General features: G+C 45.6%; 15 protein-coding genes. 5 read left to right on the forward strand and 10 right to left on the reverse strand.

Translation table 11 applies throughout. The features are described from left to right. Positions 1-244 precede the first annotated feature (244 nt). The 3 genes from lolE to lolC are packed head-to-tail and all read right to left on the reverse strand — an operon-like array spanning position 245 to position 3,377. Positions 245-1,489, reverse strand: a complete 1,245-nt coding sequence (gene lolE / locus OCV11_RS11330; RefSeq protein WP_261892958.1) for a lipoprotein-releasing ABC transporter permease subunit LolE — start codon at positions 1,487-1,489, stop codon at positions 245-247. Next, positions 1,490-2,176: a lipoprotein-releasing ABC transporter ATP-binding protein LolD gene (gene lolD, locus OCV11_RS11335; protein WP_261892959.1), complete on the reverse strand. Its 687-nt coding sequence runs from the start codon at positions 2,174-2,176 to the stop codon at positions 1,490-1,492. Continuing rightward, positions 2,169-3,377 carry a lipoprotein-releasing ABC transporter permease subunit LolC gene (lolC, locus tag OCV11_RS11340; RefSeq protein WP_261892960.1) on the reverse strand — a complete coding sequence of 403 codons (1,209 nt, stop codon included), beginning with the start codon at positions 3,375-3,377 and terminating at the stop codon, positions 2,169-2,171. The genes lolD and lolC overlap by 8 nt, the downstream gene beginning before the upstream one ends. Before the next feature lie 197 nt (positions 3,378-3,574). On the opposite strand from lolC, the gene OCV11_RS11345 reads away from it, so the two are divergent. The 4 genes from OCV11_RS11345 to OCV11_RS11360 all read left to right on the forward strand — a co-directional run bounded on the left by OCV11_RS11345 (position 3,575) and on the right by OCV11_RS11360 (position 9,070). Further along, a complete protein-coding gene (locus OCV11_RS11345; RefSeq protein WP_261892961.1) occupies positions 3,575-4,141 on the forward strand; it encodes a PilZ domain-containing protein in 567 nt (188 codons plus the stop codon). 12 nt (positions 4,142-4,153) lie between these two features. Further along, positions 4,154-7,618, forward strand: coding sequence for a transcription-repair coupling factor (gene mfd, locus OCV11_RS11350; RefSeq protein WP_261892962.1), 3,465 nt, complete (start codon positions 4,154-4,156; stop codon positions 7,616-7,618). A gap of 67 nt (positions 7,619-7,685) precedes the next feature. Next, on the forward strand, positions 7,686-8,477 hold the full coding sequence (locus tag OCV11_RS11355) for a peptidoglycan binding protein CsiV (RefSeq protein ID WP_261892963.1): 792 nt from the start codon (positions 7,686-7,688) through the stop codon (positions 8,475-8,477). 53 nt (positions 8,478-8,530) lie between these two features. Beyond that, a complete protein-coding gene (locus OCV11_RS11360) occupies positions 8,531-9,070 on the forward strand; it encodes a GNAT family N-acetyltransferase (protein ID WP_261892964.1) in 540 nt (179 codons plus the stop codon). A gap of 72 nt (positions 9,071-9,142) precedes the next feature. Here the strand turns inward: OCV11_RS11360 and OCV11_RS11365 are convergent, their stop codons facing one another. The 7 genes from OCV11_RS11365 to hinT form a co-directional block, all read right to left on the reverse strand. Then, positions 9,143-10,432: an NAD(P)/FAD-dependent oxidoreductase gene (locus tag OCV11_RS11365; RefSeq protein WP_261892965.1), complete on the reverse strand. Its 1,290-nt coding sequence runs from the start codon at positions 10,430-10,432 to the stop codon at positions 9,143-9,145. Between the two features lie 354 nt (positions 10,433-10,786). Further along, entirely contained in the window at positions 10,787-11,326 is a 540-nt protein-coding gene (gene ycfP / locus OCV11_RS11370) for an alpha/beta hydrolase YcfP (RefSeq protein WP_261892966.1), read from the reverse strand. 89 nt (positions 11,327-11,415) lie between these two features. After that, positions 11,416-12,267, reverse strand: coding sequence for a phosphotransferase (locus OCV11_RS11375; RefSeq protein WP_261892967.1), 852 nt, complete (start codon positions 12,265-12,267; stop codon positions 11,416-11,418). Positions 12,268-12,301: 34 nt separating this feature from the next. Further along, entirely contained in the window at positions 12,302-12,892 is a 591-nt protein-coding gene (gene lpoB, locus OCV11_RS11380; protein ID WP_261892968.1) for a penicillin-binding protein activator LpoB, read from the reverse strand. 25 nt (positions 12,893-12,917) lie between these two features. Continuing rightward, the gene (locus OCV11_RS11385; protein ID WP_261892969.1) at positions 12,918-13,307 is read right to left on the reverse strand and encodes a YcfL family protein; all 390 of its coding nucleotides are present in this window, start codon (positions 13,305-13,307) and stop codon (positions 12,918-12,920) included. Then, entirely contained in the window at positions 13,307-14,692 is a 1,386-nt protein-coding gene (locus OCV11_RS11390) for a COG3014 family protein (RefSeq protein ID WP_261896289.1), read from the reverse strand. The genes OCV11_RS11385 and OCV11_RS11390 overlap by 1 nt, the downstream gene beginning before the upstream one ends. A 70-nt stretch (positions 14,693-14,762) precedes the next feature. Continuing rightward, positions 14,763-15,113, reverse strand: coding sequence for a purine nucleoside phosphoramidase (hinT, locus tag OCV11_RS11395; protein WP_261892970.1), 351 nt, complete (start codon positions 15,111-15,113; stop codon positions 14,763-14,765). Positions 15,114-15,481: 368 nt separating this feature from the next. Here hinT and OCV11_RS11400 point away from each other — a divergent pair, with 368 nt between their 5' ends. After that, positions 15,482-16,645, forward strand: a complete 1,164-nt coding sequence (locus OCV11_RS11400; protein ID WP_261892971.1) for a DUF1887 family protein — start codon at positions 15,482-15,484, stop codon at positions 16,643-16,645. Positions 16,646-16,648: the final 3 nt, after the last annotated feature.

Raw genomic sequence — 16,648 nt, forward strand, 5'->3', positions numbered from 1 at the left:
AACTAAGGTGATACGTAAGGTGATGCCTTAGTTAAGCGATACTCTAGTTAGGTTATCAACGAGCTTTGACGAGCAGCTTAAAGCGTTTGATGAGAAGAGAAATGCCTAATCACATAGCATGCGAGTGACAAAGCGATTTCCCTTGAAAGAGATGCAAAAAAGGACCGAATGGTCCTTTTTTATTTTGCCTTTGCCCCAGCGAAATGGTTTGGCTAGGGCACACTGAGAGGGTATTTACAGTGAGCTATTTTCCGCTCAATACGCTAGCCGGATTCAACTTACTCGCTCGCTTAGCTGGATACCAAGTGGCTAACAGGCTTAGCATAATGGCCGTTCCCGAAACCAAAATCACATCGGAGAACGCCACTTGAGAAGGCAAGAAATCAACAAAATAGATATCGCCAGATAAGAAATGATGCCCGATCAGGCTCTCAATCAGCTTCACAATCTGGGTGAGATTCATGGCTAAAACAACACCAAGAATACTCCCCACTATGCTTCCAAGGACACCGGAAAACACACCTTGCCAGACAAATATCCGTTTGACTAACCCATCGGTTGCCCCCATGGTGCGTAAAATGGCGATTTCGGCAGCGCGATCTTTCACCGCCATCATCAAAGTAGAAACAATATTGAAGCTTGCTACGCCAATCACCAACACCATCACGAGATACATGATGGTTCGCACCATCTCAATATCACGATACAAATAGCCAAACTTTTGCTTCCAACTACGCAAGTAAACAATTTCATTTAACTGCTTACCCACCCGGCGAACAATGTCGGTTGCCATAAACACATCATCAACCTTAATCGACACCCCAGTCACTTTGTCGCCTAGATCGGTATATTGCTGGGCATCTGCCATAGGTAACAAAGCAATATTGTGGTCGATCTGGCCATTAAGTGTCAGAAGCCCAACCACTTTAAGGCGTACTCGTTTCGGCGCTTCTACCTTACTTTCACTATTCACTCGAGGGATCATTAAGGAGATAAAGTCACCGACTTTGACACCCAGTTTATCCGCAACCCCTTTACCAATAATCACTTGTTGCTGATTTGGTTGGAACTGTTGCCACACCTCTGCTGGGATAAACCGTGAAAGATCCGACACCTTATCTTCTTGCTGAGGGTCAACACCACGAACTTCTAGCGCTTTGAGTTGCTTACCTCGCTCGGCGAGTGCTGTAAATCGCACATAAGGAGCGGCACCAATAACACTAGGGTCGCTTTCAGCTTGAGATACCATTTGTGGCCAATCTTGAATTGGCGCACGTACCCCTTCAAATTCACCGTGAGGAATGACCGATAGCACTCGATTTTTTAACTCACGTTCAAAACCATTCATCGCTGATAAACCGATGATGATGACCGCAACACCAACCGCAATGCCAATGGTGGACGAAAGCGAGATAAACGAGACCATTTTGTTACGTTGCTTGGCTCGGCTAAAACGACCACCGATAAAAAGAGAAAGACCGCCTAACACTTAGGCCTCCTTATTTTCCAGCAACAGGCCGTCTTGCATAAACATGCGACGGTCCATTTTACCCGCTAACTCATTATCGTGAGTCACCACGAGAAATGCCGTACCTGATTCTTGATTGAGTTGACGCATCAAGTCGTAAATCGACAATGCTGTTTGGTGATCGAGGTTACCAGTCGGTTCATCAGCCAACACGAGATCGGGTTTGTTCACCAAAGCGCGGGCAATAGCAACACGCTGACGCTCGCCTCCCGATAACTCGGCAGGACGGTGCTCAATCCGATGTCCAAGGCCAACACGCTCGAGTAACTCTTTTGCCGCTTGCTTAGCTTCCGCTACCTTTTTACCACCAATCAAAAGTGGCATCGCAACATTCTCTAACGCAGTGAAGTCAGCTAACAAATGATGAAACTGATAAACAAAACCAAGATGGGTATTACGGATTTTTGCTTGGCGATTCGAGCTTAAGCTCGCCATGTCATGGCCTAAAAACTCAACCTGACCTTCGCTCGCATCGTCCAATGCGCCAAGAATATGCAATAGCGTACTTTTACCAGAGCCAGAAGAACCAACGATAGAGACCAACTCGCCCGGTTTAAGGGCAAAGCTGACGCCTTTTAATACTTGGGTTGTAAACTCGCCTTCTTTATAGGTTTTGCATACATTCTGACAAGACAACAAATTATTCATAACGTAACGCCTCAGCGGGTTTTACAGAGGATGCTCGATAAGCAGGGAAAATAGTGGCTAATAAACTTAACGCGATCGCTAGCAAAATCACCACTGTGATTTGCAGAGGATCAATAACAATCGGAAGTGAACTACCTAAAGCAAAAAAGGCCACGCCTAGTGCACTGAGTATGGTATTGAGATTATCGGCAACCACCACGCCCAATAAGCCACCGACCAGAGCGCCAATTACGCCGCTGCTCGCCCCTTGCACCATAAAAATGGCCAACACTTGACGATTGGTCATGCCTTGGGTTTTCAAAATAGCGACTTCTGCTTGCTTCTCCATCACCACCATAATTAAAGCGGAGATAATATTAAATGCAGCAACACCGACAATCAGTCCCAGCATCAGCCCCATCATGTTCTTTTCCATACCCACGGCTTGGAAAAGTTCACCGCGTTGGTCTCGCCAATCGCTCCAATGCCAACCGTCTGGCAACGACTGATGGGACATTTCACCGACAACAAAAGGATCATCAAAGAACAGACGCCAACCAGAGATAGTGTCTTGGCTGTAATGAAGTAACCGGCCAGCATCAGAAATATGTGTGATGATAAGCTGACCATCCACATCCGAGCCCGTATTGAAAATACCTGCGACAAGGAAATTACGTTGACTAGGGATTCGGCCAAAGGGGGTATATTGACTTGCACTCGTGACCATAAGTCGAACTTTATCACCGACGGTGACATTCAGTTCACGAGCCAGCATCTGCCCGATAAAGACTCGGTAGCTATCCGGTTGTAAATAACTGATTTTTCCGCCCAAAAGATATTGTTCAATCGGGTCATCTAAACGAGGCTCGATACCAATCATCAAACCTGCAGTTAATTCGCTGGAACTTTGAATCACCGCTTCGCTACGCACAATTGGCTCAGGAGCACGTGCCGTAGAAAGTTTTGCAATAAATTGTGGGGGGGTCGCGCTAGCGCGCGTCTGGTCATGATTTTGGCTAATCACAGCCTGTGGTAACACGCCCAATATACGGTTTTTCAATTCGCCTTCGAAACCGTTCATCACGGACAATACTGTCACCAGCGCCATCACTCCTATGGTGATGCCAGCAGTAGACATATACGAAACAAAGCGGCTAAACCTATCACCGGAGCGACCACGCAAATAGCGTAAACCAATAAAGGTTGAAATCGGGTGAAACATAATACAAACCAAACAACTAGAATGGCGCTACTGTAGCGGGAATCGTACGAAGGTTGTAGTTTTTCTTTGCTAAAACTGTGTAAGAATCGGATCATCTCACGTTTATTGACGGGTATTTCACTGGGATAACACTGAGATACCTTGATTACTGCACCAGTATGACGATAATCATCTCAAGCGTAACAAGGAATCAGATTATGACTGACCAAGAGTTTTTTTCGGTGCATCATGCACTCACGATCAATGTGCAACCCTTAGAGGACAGTTTTGTTCTGCCTTCCACTGAAGAATTTGCACGTGAAATACCCGCACCATTTATCGTTGCCAGTGAGTTTAGTCAGTTAGATCTACTTACCGATCAAGCGAAATCAGAAATGAAAAGCAATGATTTTCGCCATGTATGCCAGTTACTCGATACCCAAAACGCCAAACTGAACTTGATATTGAGCTTCTTGCTTTCTCAAGAAGATAGCCAAGCACATCGTTACAGAAGTTACTCATTTGGCGCCAGTCAATTTGCCTACTACGCACCAACAGAGATGAGTGTCGGAACAAAAGTACGCGCCAAACTCTTTATGGAACATCCTGCTGCCGCTATTTATTGTTATGGCAGCGTAATTTCATGTGATACGCAGGACACTGAGCATCTGGTCACGGTAAGATACGATTTGCTACGCGATGTTGACCAAGACCTGTTAATTAAAGCCGCGCTTTATCAACAACAAAAGTTGTTACGCCAACGTTCACTGGATCGAGAAAAATAATAAGCCTTACCGATGACGACACAGACATTACTTCCTCTGGCTGCTGCAACCAAAGCTGGAGATAAAAAAATCAATGGTAATTTGCCTGGCGCCAGTTTAGCCCTCGCGATTGCCGAACTCGCTAATCAGCATAAAAGCCATACGATTTTGGCCGTGCCCGACCCGCAAACTGCGTTGCGTTTACTCAATGAAACAGAGCAGTTTATTCAAGGTGAAGTGGCGATGTTCCCTGATTGGGAAACCTTACCTTACGACCATTTTTCTCCGCATCAGGAGATCATCTCTGAACGTATTGCTCGGCTTTATCAATTACCGAATCTGGGCAAAGGGCTTACTATTGTTCCAGTAAGTACCTTACTACAGCGCCAATCGCCACGTTCCTTCTTGCTGCAACACACTTTGATGGTGAAGCGAGGCGATCGTTTCTCATTAGAGAAACTGCGCCTGCAATTAGAACATTCTGGCTACCGCCATGTGGATCAGGTCTTTAGCCCTGGTGAATACGCTAGTCGTGGTTCCATTTTGGATCTGTTCCCAATGGGCAGCCAAGTGCCCTATCGTTTTGATTTCTTTGATGATGAAATTGATACGATTCGCACCTTTGATCCAGAAAATCAGCGCTCAATTGATGAAATCGATAATGTCTGTCTGTTACCTGCTCACGAATTTCCGACGGCAGAATCGGCGATAGAAGAGTTTCGTAGCCGCTGGCGGCAACGCTTTGAAGCTCGCCGCGAACCAGAATCGGTTTACATGCAAGTCACCAAAGGCACCTGGCCTGCGGGTATTGAGTATTGGCAGCCACTCTTTTTTGATCACACCGAAACTCTCTTTGACTATCTGCCTGCAGATAGCCAAATCATTACTGTCGGCAATTTGGAACCAGCGATTGATCAATTCCTTACTGACACCGCTTATCGCTACGAGCAGCGCAAAATCGATCCACTGCGCCCACTCTTGCCACCAGCAGAATTGTGGCTCAAGAAAGATGAACTGTTTGGCTTACTTAAAACCGTTGCCGTTATCCAACTAGAACGCGAACGTATTGAAGAGAAAGCCGGACGCGTTAACATGCCAATTTTGGCGCTGCCTGATTTAGCGGTAAAGCATCAGCAAAAAGAACCATTGGCGGCACTGCGCCAATTCACAGAACAATTTGCCGGCAAAATTCTCTTTTCGGTCGAGTCTCAAGGTCGCCGTGAAGCACTGTTGGAACTGTTACAGCCGCTCAAACTCAAGCCCAAAACAGAAGCCAATTTCCAACAGGCATTAGCAAGTAACAGCAAATACACTCTTGTTGTCGGTTCGGCTGAACACGGTTTTATCTTTGGTGATAATCAAGTCGCCTTGATTTGTGAGAGCGACTTGCTTGGCGATCGCGTTCTACAACGGCGTAAGAAAGATCGTAAAGTCACAACCAATAGCGATGCAGTTATTCGTAACCTTGCCGAGCTTAAACCCGGACAACCGGTCGTGCATATCGAGCACGGAATTGGGCGTTATCTCGGTTTACAGACTCTGGAAGCGGGCGGCATCACTACTGAATACGTGGCATTGGAATACCAAAATGAGGCAAAACTCTACGTTCCCGTCTCATCTCTTAATCTCATTAGTCGTTACTCCGGTGGCGCAGAAGAGTCAGCACCGCTGCATAAATTAGGCGGTGAAGCTTGGGTTAAAGCGCGTCGCAAAGCAGCGGAGAAAGTTCGCGATGTTGCAGCAGAGCTGTTGGATGTCTATGCCAAACGCGAACTCAAGCCTGGTTATAAGTTCCACTTGGATCGGGAACAGTACGCTACGTTCAAGAGTACCTTCCCATTTGAAGAGACCGACGACCAAGCGATGGCGATCAATGCCGTGTTATCTGACATGTGCCAACCCAAAGCGATGGATCGACTGGTGTGTGGGGATGTAGGCTTTGGCAAAACCGAAGTGGCAATGCGCGCTGCGTTTGTCGCCACCGATAATGGCAAACAAGTGGCAGTGTTAGTTCCAACCACCCTACTTGCTCAACAGCATTTTGAAAACTTTCGCGATCGCTTTGCCAATTTGCCGATTCGTGTTGAGGTGCTATCCCGCTTTAAATCAGCCAAAGAGCAGAAACAGATTCTGCAAGAAGTGGCCGAAGGTAAAATCGATATCGTTGTGGGCACACATAAACTGCTCTCCAGTGATATTCAATTTGCCGACTTAGGTTTGTTAATTGTCGACGAAGAACACCGTTTTGGCGTGCGTCAAAAAGAAAAAGTGAAAGCGATGCGCGCTGATGTGGATATTTTGACCTTAACCGCAACGCCAATTCCACGTACGCTCAATATGGCGATGAGTGGCATGCGCGATCTTTCGATCATCGCCACCCCACCAGCAAGACGCCGCGCGGTAAAAACCTTTGTTCGACAAAGTGAAGAGAGCGTAGTGCGTGAAGCCGTATTGCGCGAAGTGGCTCGTGGTGGACAAATCTATTTCTTACACAACCAAGTCGAAACCATCGACAAAGTGGCTGCCGATTTGGAAAAACTGGTGCCAGAAGCTCGCATTACCGTCGCACACGGGCAGATGCGCGAGCGTGAGCTAGAAAAAATCATGAATGATTTCTACCACCAGCGTTATAACTTGCTGGTGTGTACCACCATCATAGAGACCGGTATCGATGTGCCGACCGCTAATACGATCATTATTAATCGAGCGGATAGCTTGGGCCTAGCACAATTGCATCAATTACGTGGTCGTGTGGGGCGTTCACACCATCAAGCCTATGCCTATTTGCTTACGCCACCACCTAAAGCGATTACCAAAGATGCGATTAAACGGCTTGAAGCCATCGCCTCACTCGAAGACCTCGGTGCTGGTTTTACCCTAGCCACTCACGACCTTGAAATTCGAGGTGCAGGTGAACTACTCGGCGAAGAGCAGAGTGGTCAAATCCAATCGGTCGGGTTCACGCTCTATATGGAGATGCTTGACCAAGCAGTTGAAGCACTAAAATCCGGTAAAGAACCGACACTCGATGAACTGCTGCGCGAGCAAACCGAAGTAGAAATGCGTATGCCTGCTCTATTGCCAGAGGATTACATTCCTGACGTCAACACTCGCCTATCCATGTACAAACAGATTGCCAGTGTCGCGAGCGAAGATGAGCTAGTAGAGCTGAAAGTGGAATTAATCGACCGTTTCGGTAAATTGCCTGATGCGGCGCAAAACCTACTCGCCATAGCGCAACTTAAGCTGGATGCAGGCCAACTAAAAGTGCGTAAAATTGAAGCACATGACAAAGGCGGGTACATAGAGTTCTATCCAAATGCTGACATTAACCCAATGTTTTTGGTTAAACTACTGCAAGCACAACCTAAGCAATTTGCGATGGATGGCCCGACCAAATTCAAATTCACCTTGCCATTAGTGGACAGGCGCGAAAGAATGAGTTTTGTCGCAAACATGCTAAACGAATTTGAGCAGAATCTTCTGCCAGCAGCCTAATGCTGTTTTTTGAGCAACCTCTGTTGCAATCATACTGATAGCCTTTGGCACACATGACGGAGTCATAATGAAAAAGCTGATCCCTTTACTTCTTCTTTTGGTGGCAATGCCTAGCTTGGCACAGCGGCAATTTGACATCGAGGTGATTATTTTTAAACGTGCCGTAGACGCGGAAAAAGTAAGTGAATCATGGCCAAATACCTTGCCAACGATTAACGTCGATAATACAGGTAACTTTGCCGATAACGCTTATTTAGAGAAAAAGGGCGTGACTTTATTGCCAAGCAGTGAATATCAATTAAACGCTCAAGAGCAAACGCTAAAAGACCACGCAGGTTTCGAAGTTCTGTTGCATACGGCTTGGCGTCAAGGCGATGAGGGTAAATCGCAAGCACCGATTTTCCATATCCAAGCCGGTAAGAATTACGCTGATTCATTTAATCCAGATGGCAGTGCTCGCCAGCCGCAAAGTGACGCACCAGCGCCAGTTGAAGGTGTTGTTGAACAAACCATGCCTGCTCCAATTTATGAGCTCGATGGAACCTTGCAAGTCTATGTGCAGCATTATTTGTACGCAGAAACGACTTTGGATCTGAAAGAGCCAAGTACCCGTGATGTGGTTTTGAAAGACAAACAGCTGGAGTTGGAAGTCAGTCCTGATGATCAAGATGCCAATGTGCAACTCGGCCATTTAGAGTCGGTTTCTCCAACTCAAGAAGTAGAGACATTCCTCAAAAGCTATCGTATGGAACAAAAACGTCGCATGCGCAGTGGTGAAACCCACTATCTTGACCACCCTCTCATGGGTATGATTATTCAAGTACGCCGTGTCGACGATTCGACTCAAGCTGCACAATAATAACTGAGTGGCACCTAAGGGTGCCTCTCTCTTTTGTGCATAAAGGATTGGTGATGACACCTGATTTTCATATTGTGACCCCGCGATTGATATTACGCTTGATCGTATTGGATGAATCCGATCAACTAGAGCACTGTATTCAATCCTCCCCTTCTCTCCATCGCTGGATTGATTGGTGTCATAAGGATTTTTCTCATAATCAAGCAGAACGCTTTATTTTGGCGACGCGCTTAAACTGGGTCAAAGCAGAAGCCTACGGATTTGGGGTCTATCATCGCCGTACGAAACAGTTAATTGGTATGGTGGCGATCAACGAATTCTATCCCACGTTCAATATGGCAAGCTTAGGTTATTGGATTGGTGATGAGTTTCAGCATCAAGGCTATGGCAAAGAAGCGTTAAATGCACTGGTAGAGTTTAGCTTTAGCAAGCTTTCCCTTACCCGCTTAGAGATTGTTTGTGACCCAGACAATGAGCCAAGCCAAAAACTTGCCTTAGCCTGCGGAGCGGAGTTTGAAACCTTGGCTCGTCATCGTTTTCTCTACAATAACGAACCTAAAGTAGGTGCGGTTTATTCGATCATCCCTGAATAATCTAGGTAAAGCTGTTCAAGACAAAAAAACCGCCGATAGGCGGTTTTTTCATGTCATGCACTTTCGTTACTCTTAGTGTAACTTCAAGTTTGGACGTAATACGCGGTTAATGCGACCAACCAACATCATTAAGCCAGTTTTGAACATGCCGTGTAGCGCCATTTGGTGCATACGGTATAGAGAGATATACACCATACGCGCGATACGACCTTCAACCATCATCGATCCCTTAGTAAGGTTACCCATCAAGCTACCGACTGTAGAGAAGCGACTAAGAGAAACAAGAGAACCATGATCTTTATAGATATACGGTTTCATCTCACGACCATTTAGCTTAGCGATGATGTTTTTAAACGCTTGAGTCGACATCTGGTGTGCTGCTTGTGCGCGAGGCGGAACAAACTTACCGTCTGGTTGAGTACATTGCGCTAGGTCACCGATAACGAAAATGTCTTCGTCACGTGTGGTTTGCAATGTCTCTTTCACCACTAATTGGTTGATACGGTTAGTTTCCAAACCAGCGATATCTTTCATGAAATCAGGCGCTTTAATACCCGCAGCCCAAACCATGATTTTCGCGTGAATTTTCTCACCATCTTTGGTCGTTAGACCGTCAGCTTCCGCTTTGGTCACCATGGTAGATGTACGTACGTTAACGCCAAGCTTAGTCAATTCTTGATGAGCTGCAGCAGAGATACGTGGCGGAAGTGCAGGAAGAATACGCTCACCCGCTTCCACTAAGTTCACGTTCAATTTGCTGGAGTCTAAGTCACCAAAGCCGTAGTTACGCAGCTCTGCAACCGCATTATGCAATTCAGCAGAAAGTTCAACACCCGTTGCACCACCACCGACAATAGCGATATCGACAGTGCCGTTACCTTGATTGGCGTGCAGTTTTAGAAACTCATTGTTCATTTCAGTGCGGAAACGGTGTGCCTGTTCAGGACTGTCTAGGAAGATACAGTGCTGACGAACACCTTCGGTATTGAAATCGTTTGAAGTAGAACCAATCGCCAAAACAAGAATATCGTATTCAAGTTCACGTTGTGGCATCAGTAACTCACCTGCTTCGTCGTGCTGTTCCGCTAACACGATTTTCTTCGCGTCACGGTCGATCGACTGTAAGCTGCCGAGTTGGAATTCAAAGCTGTGATTACGCGCATGAGCACGATAGCTCAACGCATCAACACCTTCATCAAGAGAACCTGTTGCTACTTCATGCAGCAATGGTTTCCAAAGGTGGCTAGATTTACGATCAACAAGAGTAATTTTTGCGCGTTTTTTTCGGCCAAGAGTACGACCTAATTTGGTTACCAGCTCAAGGCCGCCAGCGCCTCCGCCTACAACAATAATGCGTGTCACTTTACAAAGATCCTCAAAAAATAAACATTAGTAATTTTTTTTCCATTCGACTTAGCCAAACAGAAAGAATTTTGTCAGGTGTGGTAAGAGCCACACTCTTATGAGGTTCATAAACAACCGATTGATACTGAGATGCCGTAACAAAGTTAACTAACATCAAAGTTTAGGCGAGTTTTTCGCTCGCTCTTAATTTTTTTTTGATATCTATCAATTTTTTTTGATGGCAGTCATTATATAGAGCAAATCGGGTCACGCAACTAAAGAATTCGTCGATTCTGTCTCTTTTTTAGGCAAACCCACAATAAAAAAGCGGCTATCAATGATTGCCGCTAATTACAAAACGCTAAGTTATGATTACGCGTTTTTGAACGCCTTTAACAACTGAAGATGGTGAGAAATTTTAGGGAATTTATGCGGCTGTTTTTCATCCCACATGATGGAATAGTAAGGTGAGAGTTCCGCAGCAGAGTCACGACTATTAAGAATGCCATCGTCGCGAGACAAAAAGACCAAACACCGGCTTGCATTATTATTACGAAAGCCCGCAATACATTTCGTCGCGATATCTTCATACTCTTCAGGACGATCGATTTTGTCACCCATGGTCAATTCTGGATGGAGATTGGGGTTAAACAAGGCTTGCTTTATCCCACACAGAAAACCGACTCGTTCTGACCAATAAGCCCCTAATCCAACACCACAGATTAATGGTGAGGGATCATCACTGGTTTCAATCGCTTTTTGTACTTCATTTAGCAGATGTTGCATATCATGTTTAGGATGCTGAGTGCTGTAACTAATGAAACGCACATCGTCATCGATAAACTGTAACTGCATTATTTTTTCGTGGTTACCAGGGCTGGTAGAATCATACCCGTGTAAATATAAAATCATGGCACTTCCCTGCTTTAACGTTCAGATGGAAGTCAGATCTGAGCTGACGCTCTTTTAATCTACCTGACTTTCATGATGAAACAGTGATCCTACTTACATAAATTCTCTTTGATTTGAATGGCTTGTTGCTCATATATGGGATCACCACGTAAATGAAATGCGAGTAAATACCACAGCAGTGCCAACATTTGCACCCGAATGGACCATTGCGTCACGCCTTCGATCCAAGCGTCAACAGTATCTATGTCGCGCAACTGACAATAACGAGCAATATGAGCGGGATTGAGTTTATCTTCTGTGGTCAACAGCATCGCAAGATCCAAGCGAGGATCAGCAATTCCCGCGTATTCCCAATCGATGACACGCAAGCCTTGCGCCGTTTTGACTAAGTTGTGTGGCCCCAAGTCAAAATGGCATAACGTCAACTCTTCAGGTTCGAGGGTCGGAACTGAACGCCAGCGCTGATATAACACCTTTAACGCCTCATCCTGAACCGATGCCGGTAATTGCATCCAGTAATGATCAACGCGAGCGGTATAGTTAAAAGGAGCGACTGGTATTCGCTTTTTATCAAGCAAATGGATGCGTACTAAGGTTTTCAGCTGAAGATCAAACTCAGCATCATTGAATTGGTCACCATCAATCCACTCAACGAGCAGGCCTTTCTCATTAATAAACACTGCCTTCGGGCCAATCACATCGTGCTCGATAGCTTTAAGAATTTGATATTCTTGGAAACGAGAAATGGTAAAAGCGTTGGTTAACTCAGAAATCGGCCGCCACACATAATTGCCTTTATGCGGCGCCACAATTTTCCAACAGCGGTTAGTTAACCCACCAGCGAGTGTTTCTGCAAACGCTGGCGGGACATCAAAGAAACGAGTCAATGACGATAAAGTAGGATCCAGCTGACACGCTTCTACCCATGCTATCTTAGCCATCACTCGTCTCCTTAAAGGGGGCTAGCGGAATCAATTACAAGCCAAATAGGCTCTTCTGTTCTTGCTTACGAATTTCAGTTTCGTCGGCCCATTCGATAAGACCTGTTTTGAGGTCCATTAGGCGCATGGTCATCTTGTAGTACACATCTTTGTCGCTACCTGCATTTTTCACAATGCTCGATAGGTTACCGTATAACATGTACTGAGCGCCGACCATTTTACCAAACTGAATTGCTGAGTTTTGATCGACCAATTCGTCGTTGTTTTGGAATTTAAGCTGTTGACGAACGGATTCTACTCGGTCCATATCAACAAAACGGAACTTACCAGAGTTCAACATTTTTGTACTGATTGAGTCGGTGATAGATTCAGTATCGATGTGCTCACTGGTTTTGTTTTTGATCCGTTCAACAAACACGATTGGACGTTTATCGTGTGTAATCGCAGCAACCGAACCTGACATCATCATGCTGTCGACCATATCTGCGGCAATTTTTTGCAAGTCAGTTGAACCAAAGTCAGCCGTCACAGTTTCGACGCCCTGTGCATCACCATAAGTGACTTTATTGGCACAACCACCAAGTAGGACAGTTAATCCCAGTACAGCCCATAAACCTTTGTTCATTTTTAAAACCTCAAACTATGTCAATTCATTGATTAAACTGGCGAATTTGCACACGAAATTGCGTACCGTTAGGTTTGATTGATACTTCAGACAAGGTCAGATCCTCTCCGCCACGGACAATCGCTTGTTGCCATGCACTTGGCTGAGTATTCACTTCTAAACCTTGGGCATCGTACCAATAAAAACGATACTGAATAAATTGGTCACCCTTGTAATGACTGGTTAGCCTCACCACGCCTCGTGTGTGACCATTAAGTTGAGTCGTCGTGATCTCATCAACTTTCAGTCTGTCACCTAAAACATGGTCACCAAACAACACGCGTTGATTTGCGCCATCGACTTGCAAACCTGCGGTATTTTCAGCACAACCGGCAAGAAGCCCGATTGCGAGCACTGCACCCAGCCATTTTTTCATCACAATTTCCCTAGTTGTTTATGCCAAATAGTGGCGTTGTCACCTTGGCGTGATAACCAAACCAGCGTCGTCCCTTCATCAGGCACGTTAAAAGTATAACTCTTTTGCCCGACCTGCAGCGTTTGTTCCCCAGCAGAAACCACATGACTCATCGCATCGACCTGCGCGGGCAAAGTTAACCAACTGCGGGTATCCGGCTGCTCAGTGAGCGTGTTCCAGATGTTAAAGACCAGACTACCAATATCGTTGCCTTGGGTGGTGGTCTTACGTAACTCATCTTTCGCGATCACTCGTAACACCTGTCGGACAACAAGTGCGGGCATACGTTCACTTAAATCACGTTTTGCCATATTGTTCACATCCGCCAGCAACGAACCAGCAATCACTTGTTGATTTAATACCAAGTCCGCTTTTTCATGATGAGGCCGAGGTGGGTAATAAGGCAAAGCAACAGAGTACAACGCCGCTTGCCCGCGACTGTCATACAAAGGTAAAGATAATCGCCAGCCATCTAATGCATCGACAACTCCTTGTTCATCGATAATGATGACACGGCCTTGGCCCTTTTTCAGTGCCGTATTGTTGCCATAGCGCTTCACGAGCAAACCTAGGTCTTCGTTCATGCCTAAAGCTTTGGCTACACGAATCGTCCCATCAATCACAGCCCGGTTATTGGGTGCAACGGCTAAAGCACGGCGATAATCGACGTAGGCATCATTTAAATCGTGTGAAGTCTCGTAAAGTAATGCGGAGAGAAAGAAAAGATACCCATTTTGCACCGCAGACAATTTTTTACCTGCATCGGGATAGTGGGATAACACCGCGCCAAGATTAGGACTCACACCTTCATCTTCCATCTGCTGCTGAGCATTTTCTAAGTCAGCTTCACGGCTTTTACGAGCTGCTTCTTGCACTTGATTGGCACGACGCATTTCAACTAAGGCATCTTCGAACTTTTGTTGTTGAAGATAATTTAAACCAAGGTAGAGATGCAAAAAGCCCAGCTCATAGTCGGGAGCAATGTAGTCTTTGAGATTGTCATTGACGGCGAGCGAGCCGACACTATTAGCACTGCGGCTAAGCGAGATAGTGGCTTCATCTTGCTGCTGTTTAACAGCTTCATCCGATTTTTCAAATGCGGCGAAGCTTTGTGGATACTGAGTATCGAGAAAGTAAACTCGTCCCTTCTCCATGTTATCGAGAACATCACCAGCAACAAAATCATTAAAATGGTCAGTCGCCTCTGTGTAGTTACCATCCGCAACTGACTGGTAGAGGTCTTTATTTTGTGCACTGTAGTGGCTAAATAAGTTGCCGGCAGTAAAGTTAGCGCAACCACTGAGCAGTAAACTGCACAGGGCTAACGAAACGTAACGTCGATGCATCGTCACCCGTCACTCCGTCCTTTCATATTTGCTATCGACACAGTGCCCGTAAACCGGGCACTTTAACCAATTAGCTCATCAATAATGGGCCAAGTGGACGACCACCAAGCAGGTGCATGTGGATATGGTAAACTTCTTGGCCACCAAAAGCGTTGGTGTTCACAATCAAACGATAACCGTCAGCCGCGATACCTTCTTGTTCTGCGATTTTTTTCGCCACAGTAAACATACGACCAAGCGCCAGTTCATCTTCTTCGGCAACATCATTGACCGTTGGAATCAGTTTATTTGGAATGATCAAAATATGGCTTGGCGCACGAGGGTTAATATCACGAAATGCAGTAACAAGATCATCTTGATACAGAATATCGGCAGGGATTTCTTTGCGGATAATTTTACTAAAAATGGTTTCTTCAGCCATGAATTCACTCCATTAGAACACTAGGATTTAACATGTTGCCAAAGAGTATGCGCTAAGGGGTTGTAAAGCTCAATAAAAAACAGTGTTCTTGAAATTTCATACCACGGATGAACTATTTATATGGGTGCGGTCTAAACTAGCGTTCGAGAAAAAATAAGATCAACAACTTGTTACAGAATGACGTACGTCGTTACCTTTTGTACTACTTATTGTTAATACCCCGTCAAAACACGCGGTTACAGTCAGTATTCTCACAAGAGAGTCTTGTTTTTTACTCAAGCCACCATTATATGAGTAACAAGCGCTTGCATCCTACCCTTTCGATACCTTCAGATTTTTGCAAGCCACACATGAGGATAATAAATTAGATGAGCATTCATGTTGGCATTATTGACCAAGACCCAGTGCGATTGGTCACGCCGCTACTCGACAGTCGCATCGACTCTTCACACATCATTTTTGTTGGCGATAGTAGTCAAGAAGCCATGTATCTTCGGTTGCATACAGTTCTTAGTCAACGCGGTATCGGCTCGGAGTTATTTGAGATCCCATCAGGCACCAACATAGCGGAAATTAAACGCAGTGTTCGCGGACTGGTCGAGAGCTTAAAAGAACGCAAGCAAGAAATTCACCTTAATGCGAGCTGTGGTCTGCGTCACCGCTTATTGGCAATATATGAAGTTTTTCGCTCTTATCATTGGCCTATTTTCGTCGTAGAACCTTGCAGCGACCAATTGTGTTGGCTTTATCCTGACTCCAACGAAGATACTCAAGTACAAGACCATATTACCATCTCTGACTACCTCACTATTTTTGGTGCTCGTGGTGAGTTTGCTGAACAAACCATTTCGCCTCAGCTTGATCAAAAACTGTACGAACTTGGCGAACGTTGGGCGGGTAATGCCTTGGAGTTGGGCCCAGGTCTAGCCACTCTCAACTACTTAGCAACCACGTGTCGTAAAGAGCAAAGATTGGATGTTGAGCTCTCTGATAAACAGCAAGGCTATCGTGAACTTAACCTGCTACTGAATGATTTAGTTGAAGCGAACATCGCAACCTACGAGAACGGCATTTTGACCTTCGCTAATGAAGATGCGCGCCGTTTCTCTAACGGTGAGTGGTTAGAAACATTGGTGCACAGTACCGTTAAACAGATTCAAGATGATATGCCCACTATTCAAGACCGTTCGCTGAACGTCCAAGTGTATCGTCAGCTCGGCGAACGTGAAGTACGCAATGAGCTGGATGTAGCAACGGTGGTGAATAACAAGCTGCACATTATCGAATGTAAAACCAAAGGGATGCGTGATGACGGTGATGACACTTTGTATAAACTGGAATCATTGCGCGACTTACTCGGCGGCTTACAAGCTCGTGCAATGCTTGTGAGTTTCCGTCCGCTGCGTCATAACGATATTACTCGCGCTGAAGACCTTGGTCTGGCGTTGATAGGTCCTGACGAACTCAAAGATCTAAAACCTCATCTTGCTCGCTGGTTTAAAGAAGCTGGCGGTCGCGAAGAAGAGTTATGATTG

It is taken from the genome of Vibrio porteresiae DSM 19223, from assembly GCF_024347055.1.
Classification (GTDB): domain Bacteria; phylum Pseudomonadota; class Gammaproteobacteria; order Enterobacterales; family Vibrionaceae; genus Vibrio; species Vibrio porteresiae.

Excerpts from the sequence above, each read along its gene's own strand:
- mfd (WP_261892962.1), top strand. The coding sequence starts at position 4,154 with ATGACGACACAGACATTACTTCCTCTGGCTGCTGCAACCAAAGCTGGA.
- OCV11_RS11385 (WP_261892969.1), bottom strand. The coding sequence starts at position 13,307 with ATGAAAAAATGGCTGGGTGCAGTGCTCGCAATCGGGCTTCTTGCCGGT.
- OCV11_RS11400 (WP_261892971.1), top strand. The coding sequence starts at position 15,482 with ATGAGCATTCATGTTGGCATTATTGACCAAGACCCAGTGCGATTGGTC.
- lolD (WP_261892959.1), bottom strand. The coding sequence starts at position 2,176 with ATGAATAATTTGTTGTCTTGTCAGAATGTATGCAAAACCTATAAAGAA.
- OCV11_RS11375 (WP_261892967.1), bottom strand. The coding sequence starts at position 12,267 with ATGGCTAAGATAGCATGGGTAGAAGCGTGTCAGCTGGATCCTACTTTA.
- lpoB (WP_261892968.1), bottom strand. The coding sequence starts at position 12,892 with ATGAACAAAGGTTTATGGGCTGTACTGGGATTAACTGTCCTACTTGGT.
- OCV11_RS11360 (WP_261892964.1), top strand. The coding sequence starts at position 8,531 with ATGACACCTGATTTTCATATTGTGACCCCGCGATTGATATTACGCTTG.
- OCV11_RS11345 (WP_261892961.1), top strand. The coding sequence starts at position 3,575 with ATGACTGACCAAGAGTTTTTTTCGGTGCATCATGCACTCACGATCAAT.
- lolC (WP_261892960.1), bottom strand. The coding sequence starts at position 3,377 with ATGTTTCACCCGATTTCAACCTTTATTGGTTTACGCTATTTGCGTGGT.
- ycfP (WP_261892966.1), bottom strand. The coding sequence starts at position 11,326 with ATGATTTTATATTTACACGGGTATGATTCTACCAGCCCTGGTAACCAC.
- OCV11_RS11355 (WP_261892963.1), top strand. The coding sequence starts at position 7,686 with ATGAAAAAGCTGATCCCTTTACTTCTTCTTTTGGTGGCAATGCCTAGC.
- hinT (WP_261892970.1), bottom strand. The coding sequence starts at position 15,113 with ATGGCTGAAGAAACCATTTTTAGTAAAATTATCCGCAAAGAAATCCCT.
- OCV11_RS11390 (WP_261896289.1), bottom strand. The coding sequence starts at position 14,692 with ATGCATCGACGTTACGTTTCGTTAGCCCTGTGCAGTTTACTGCTCAGT.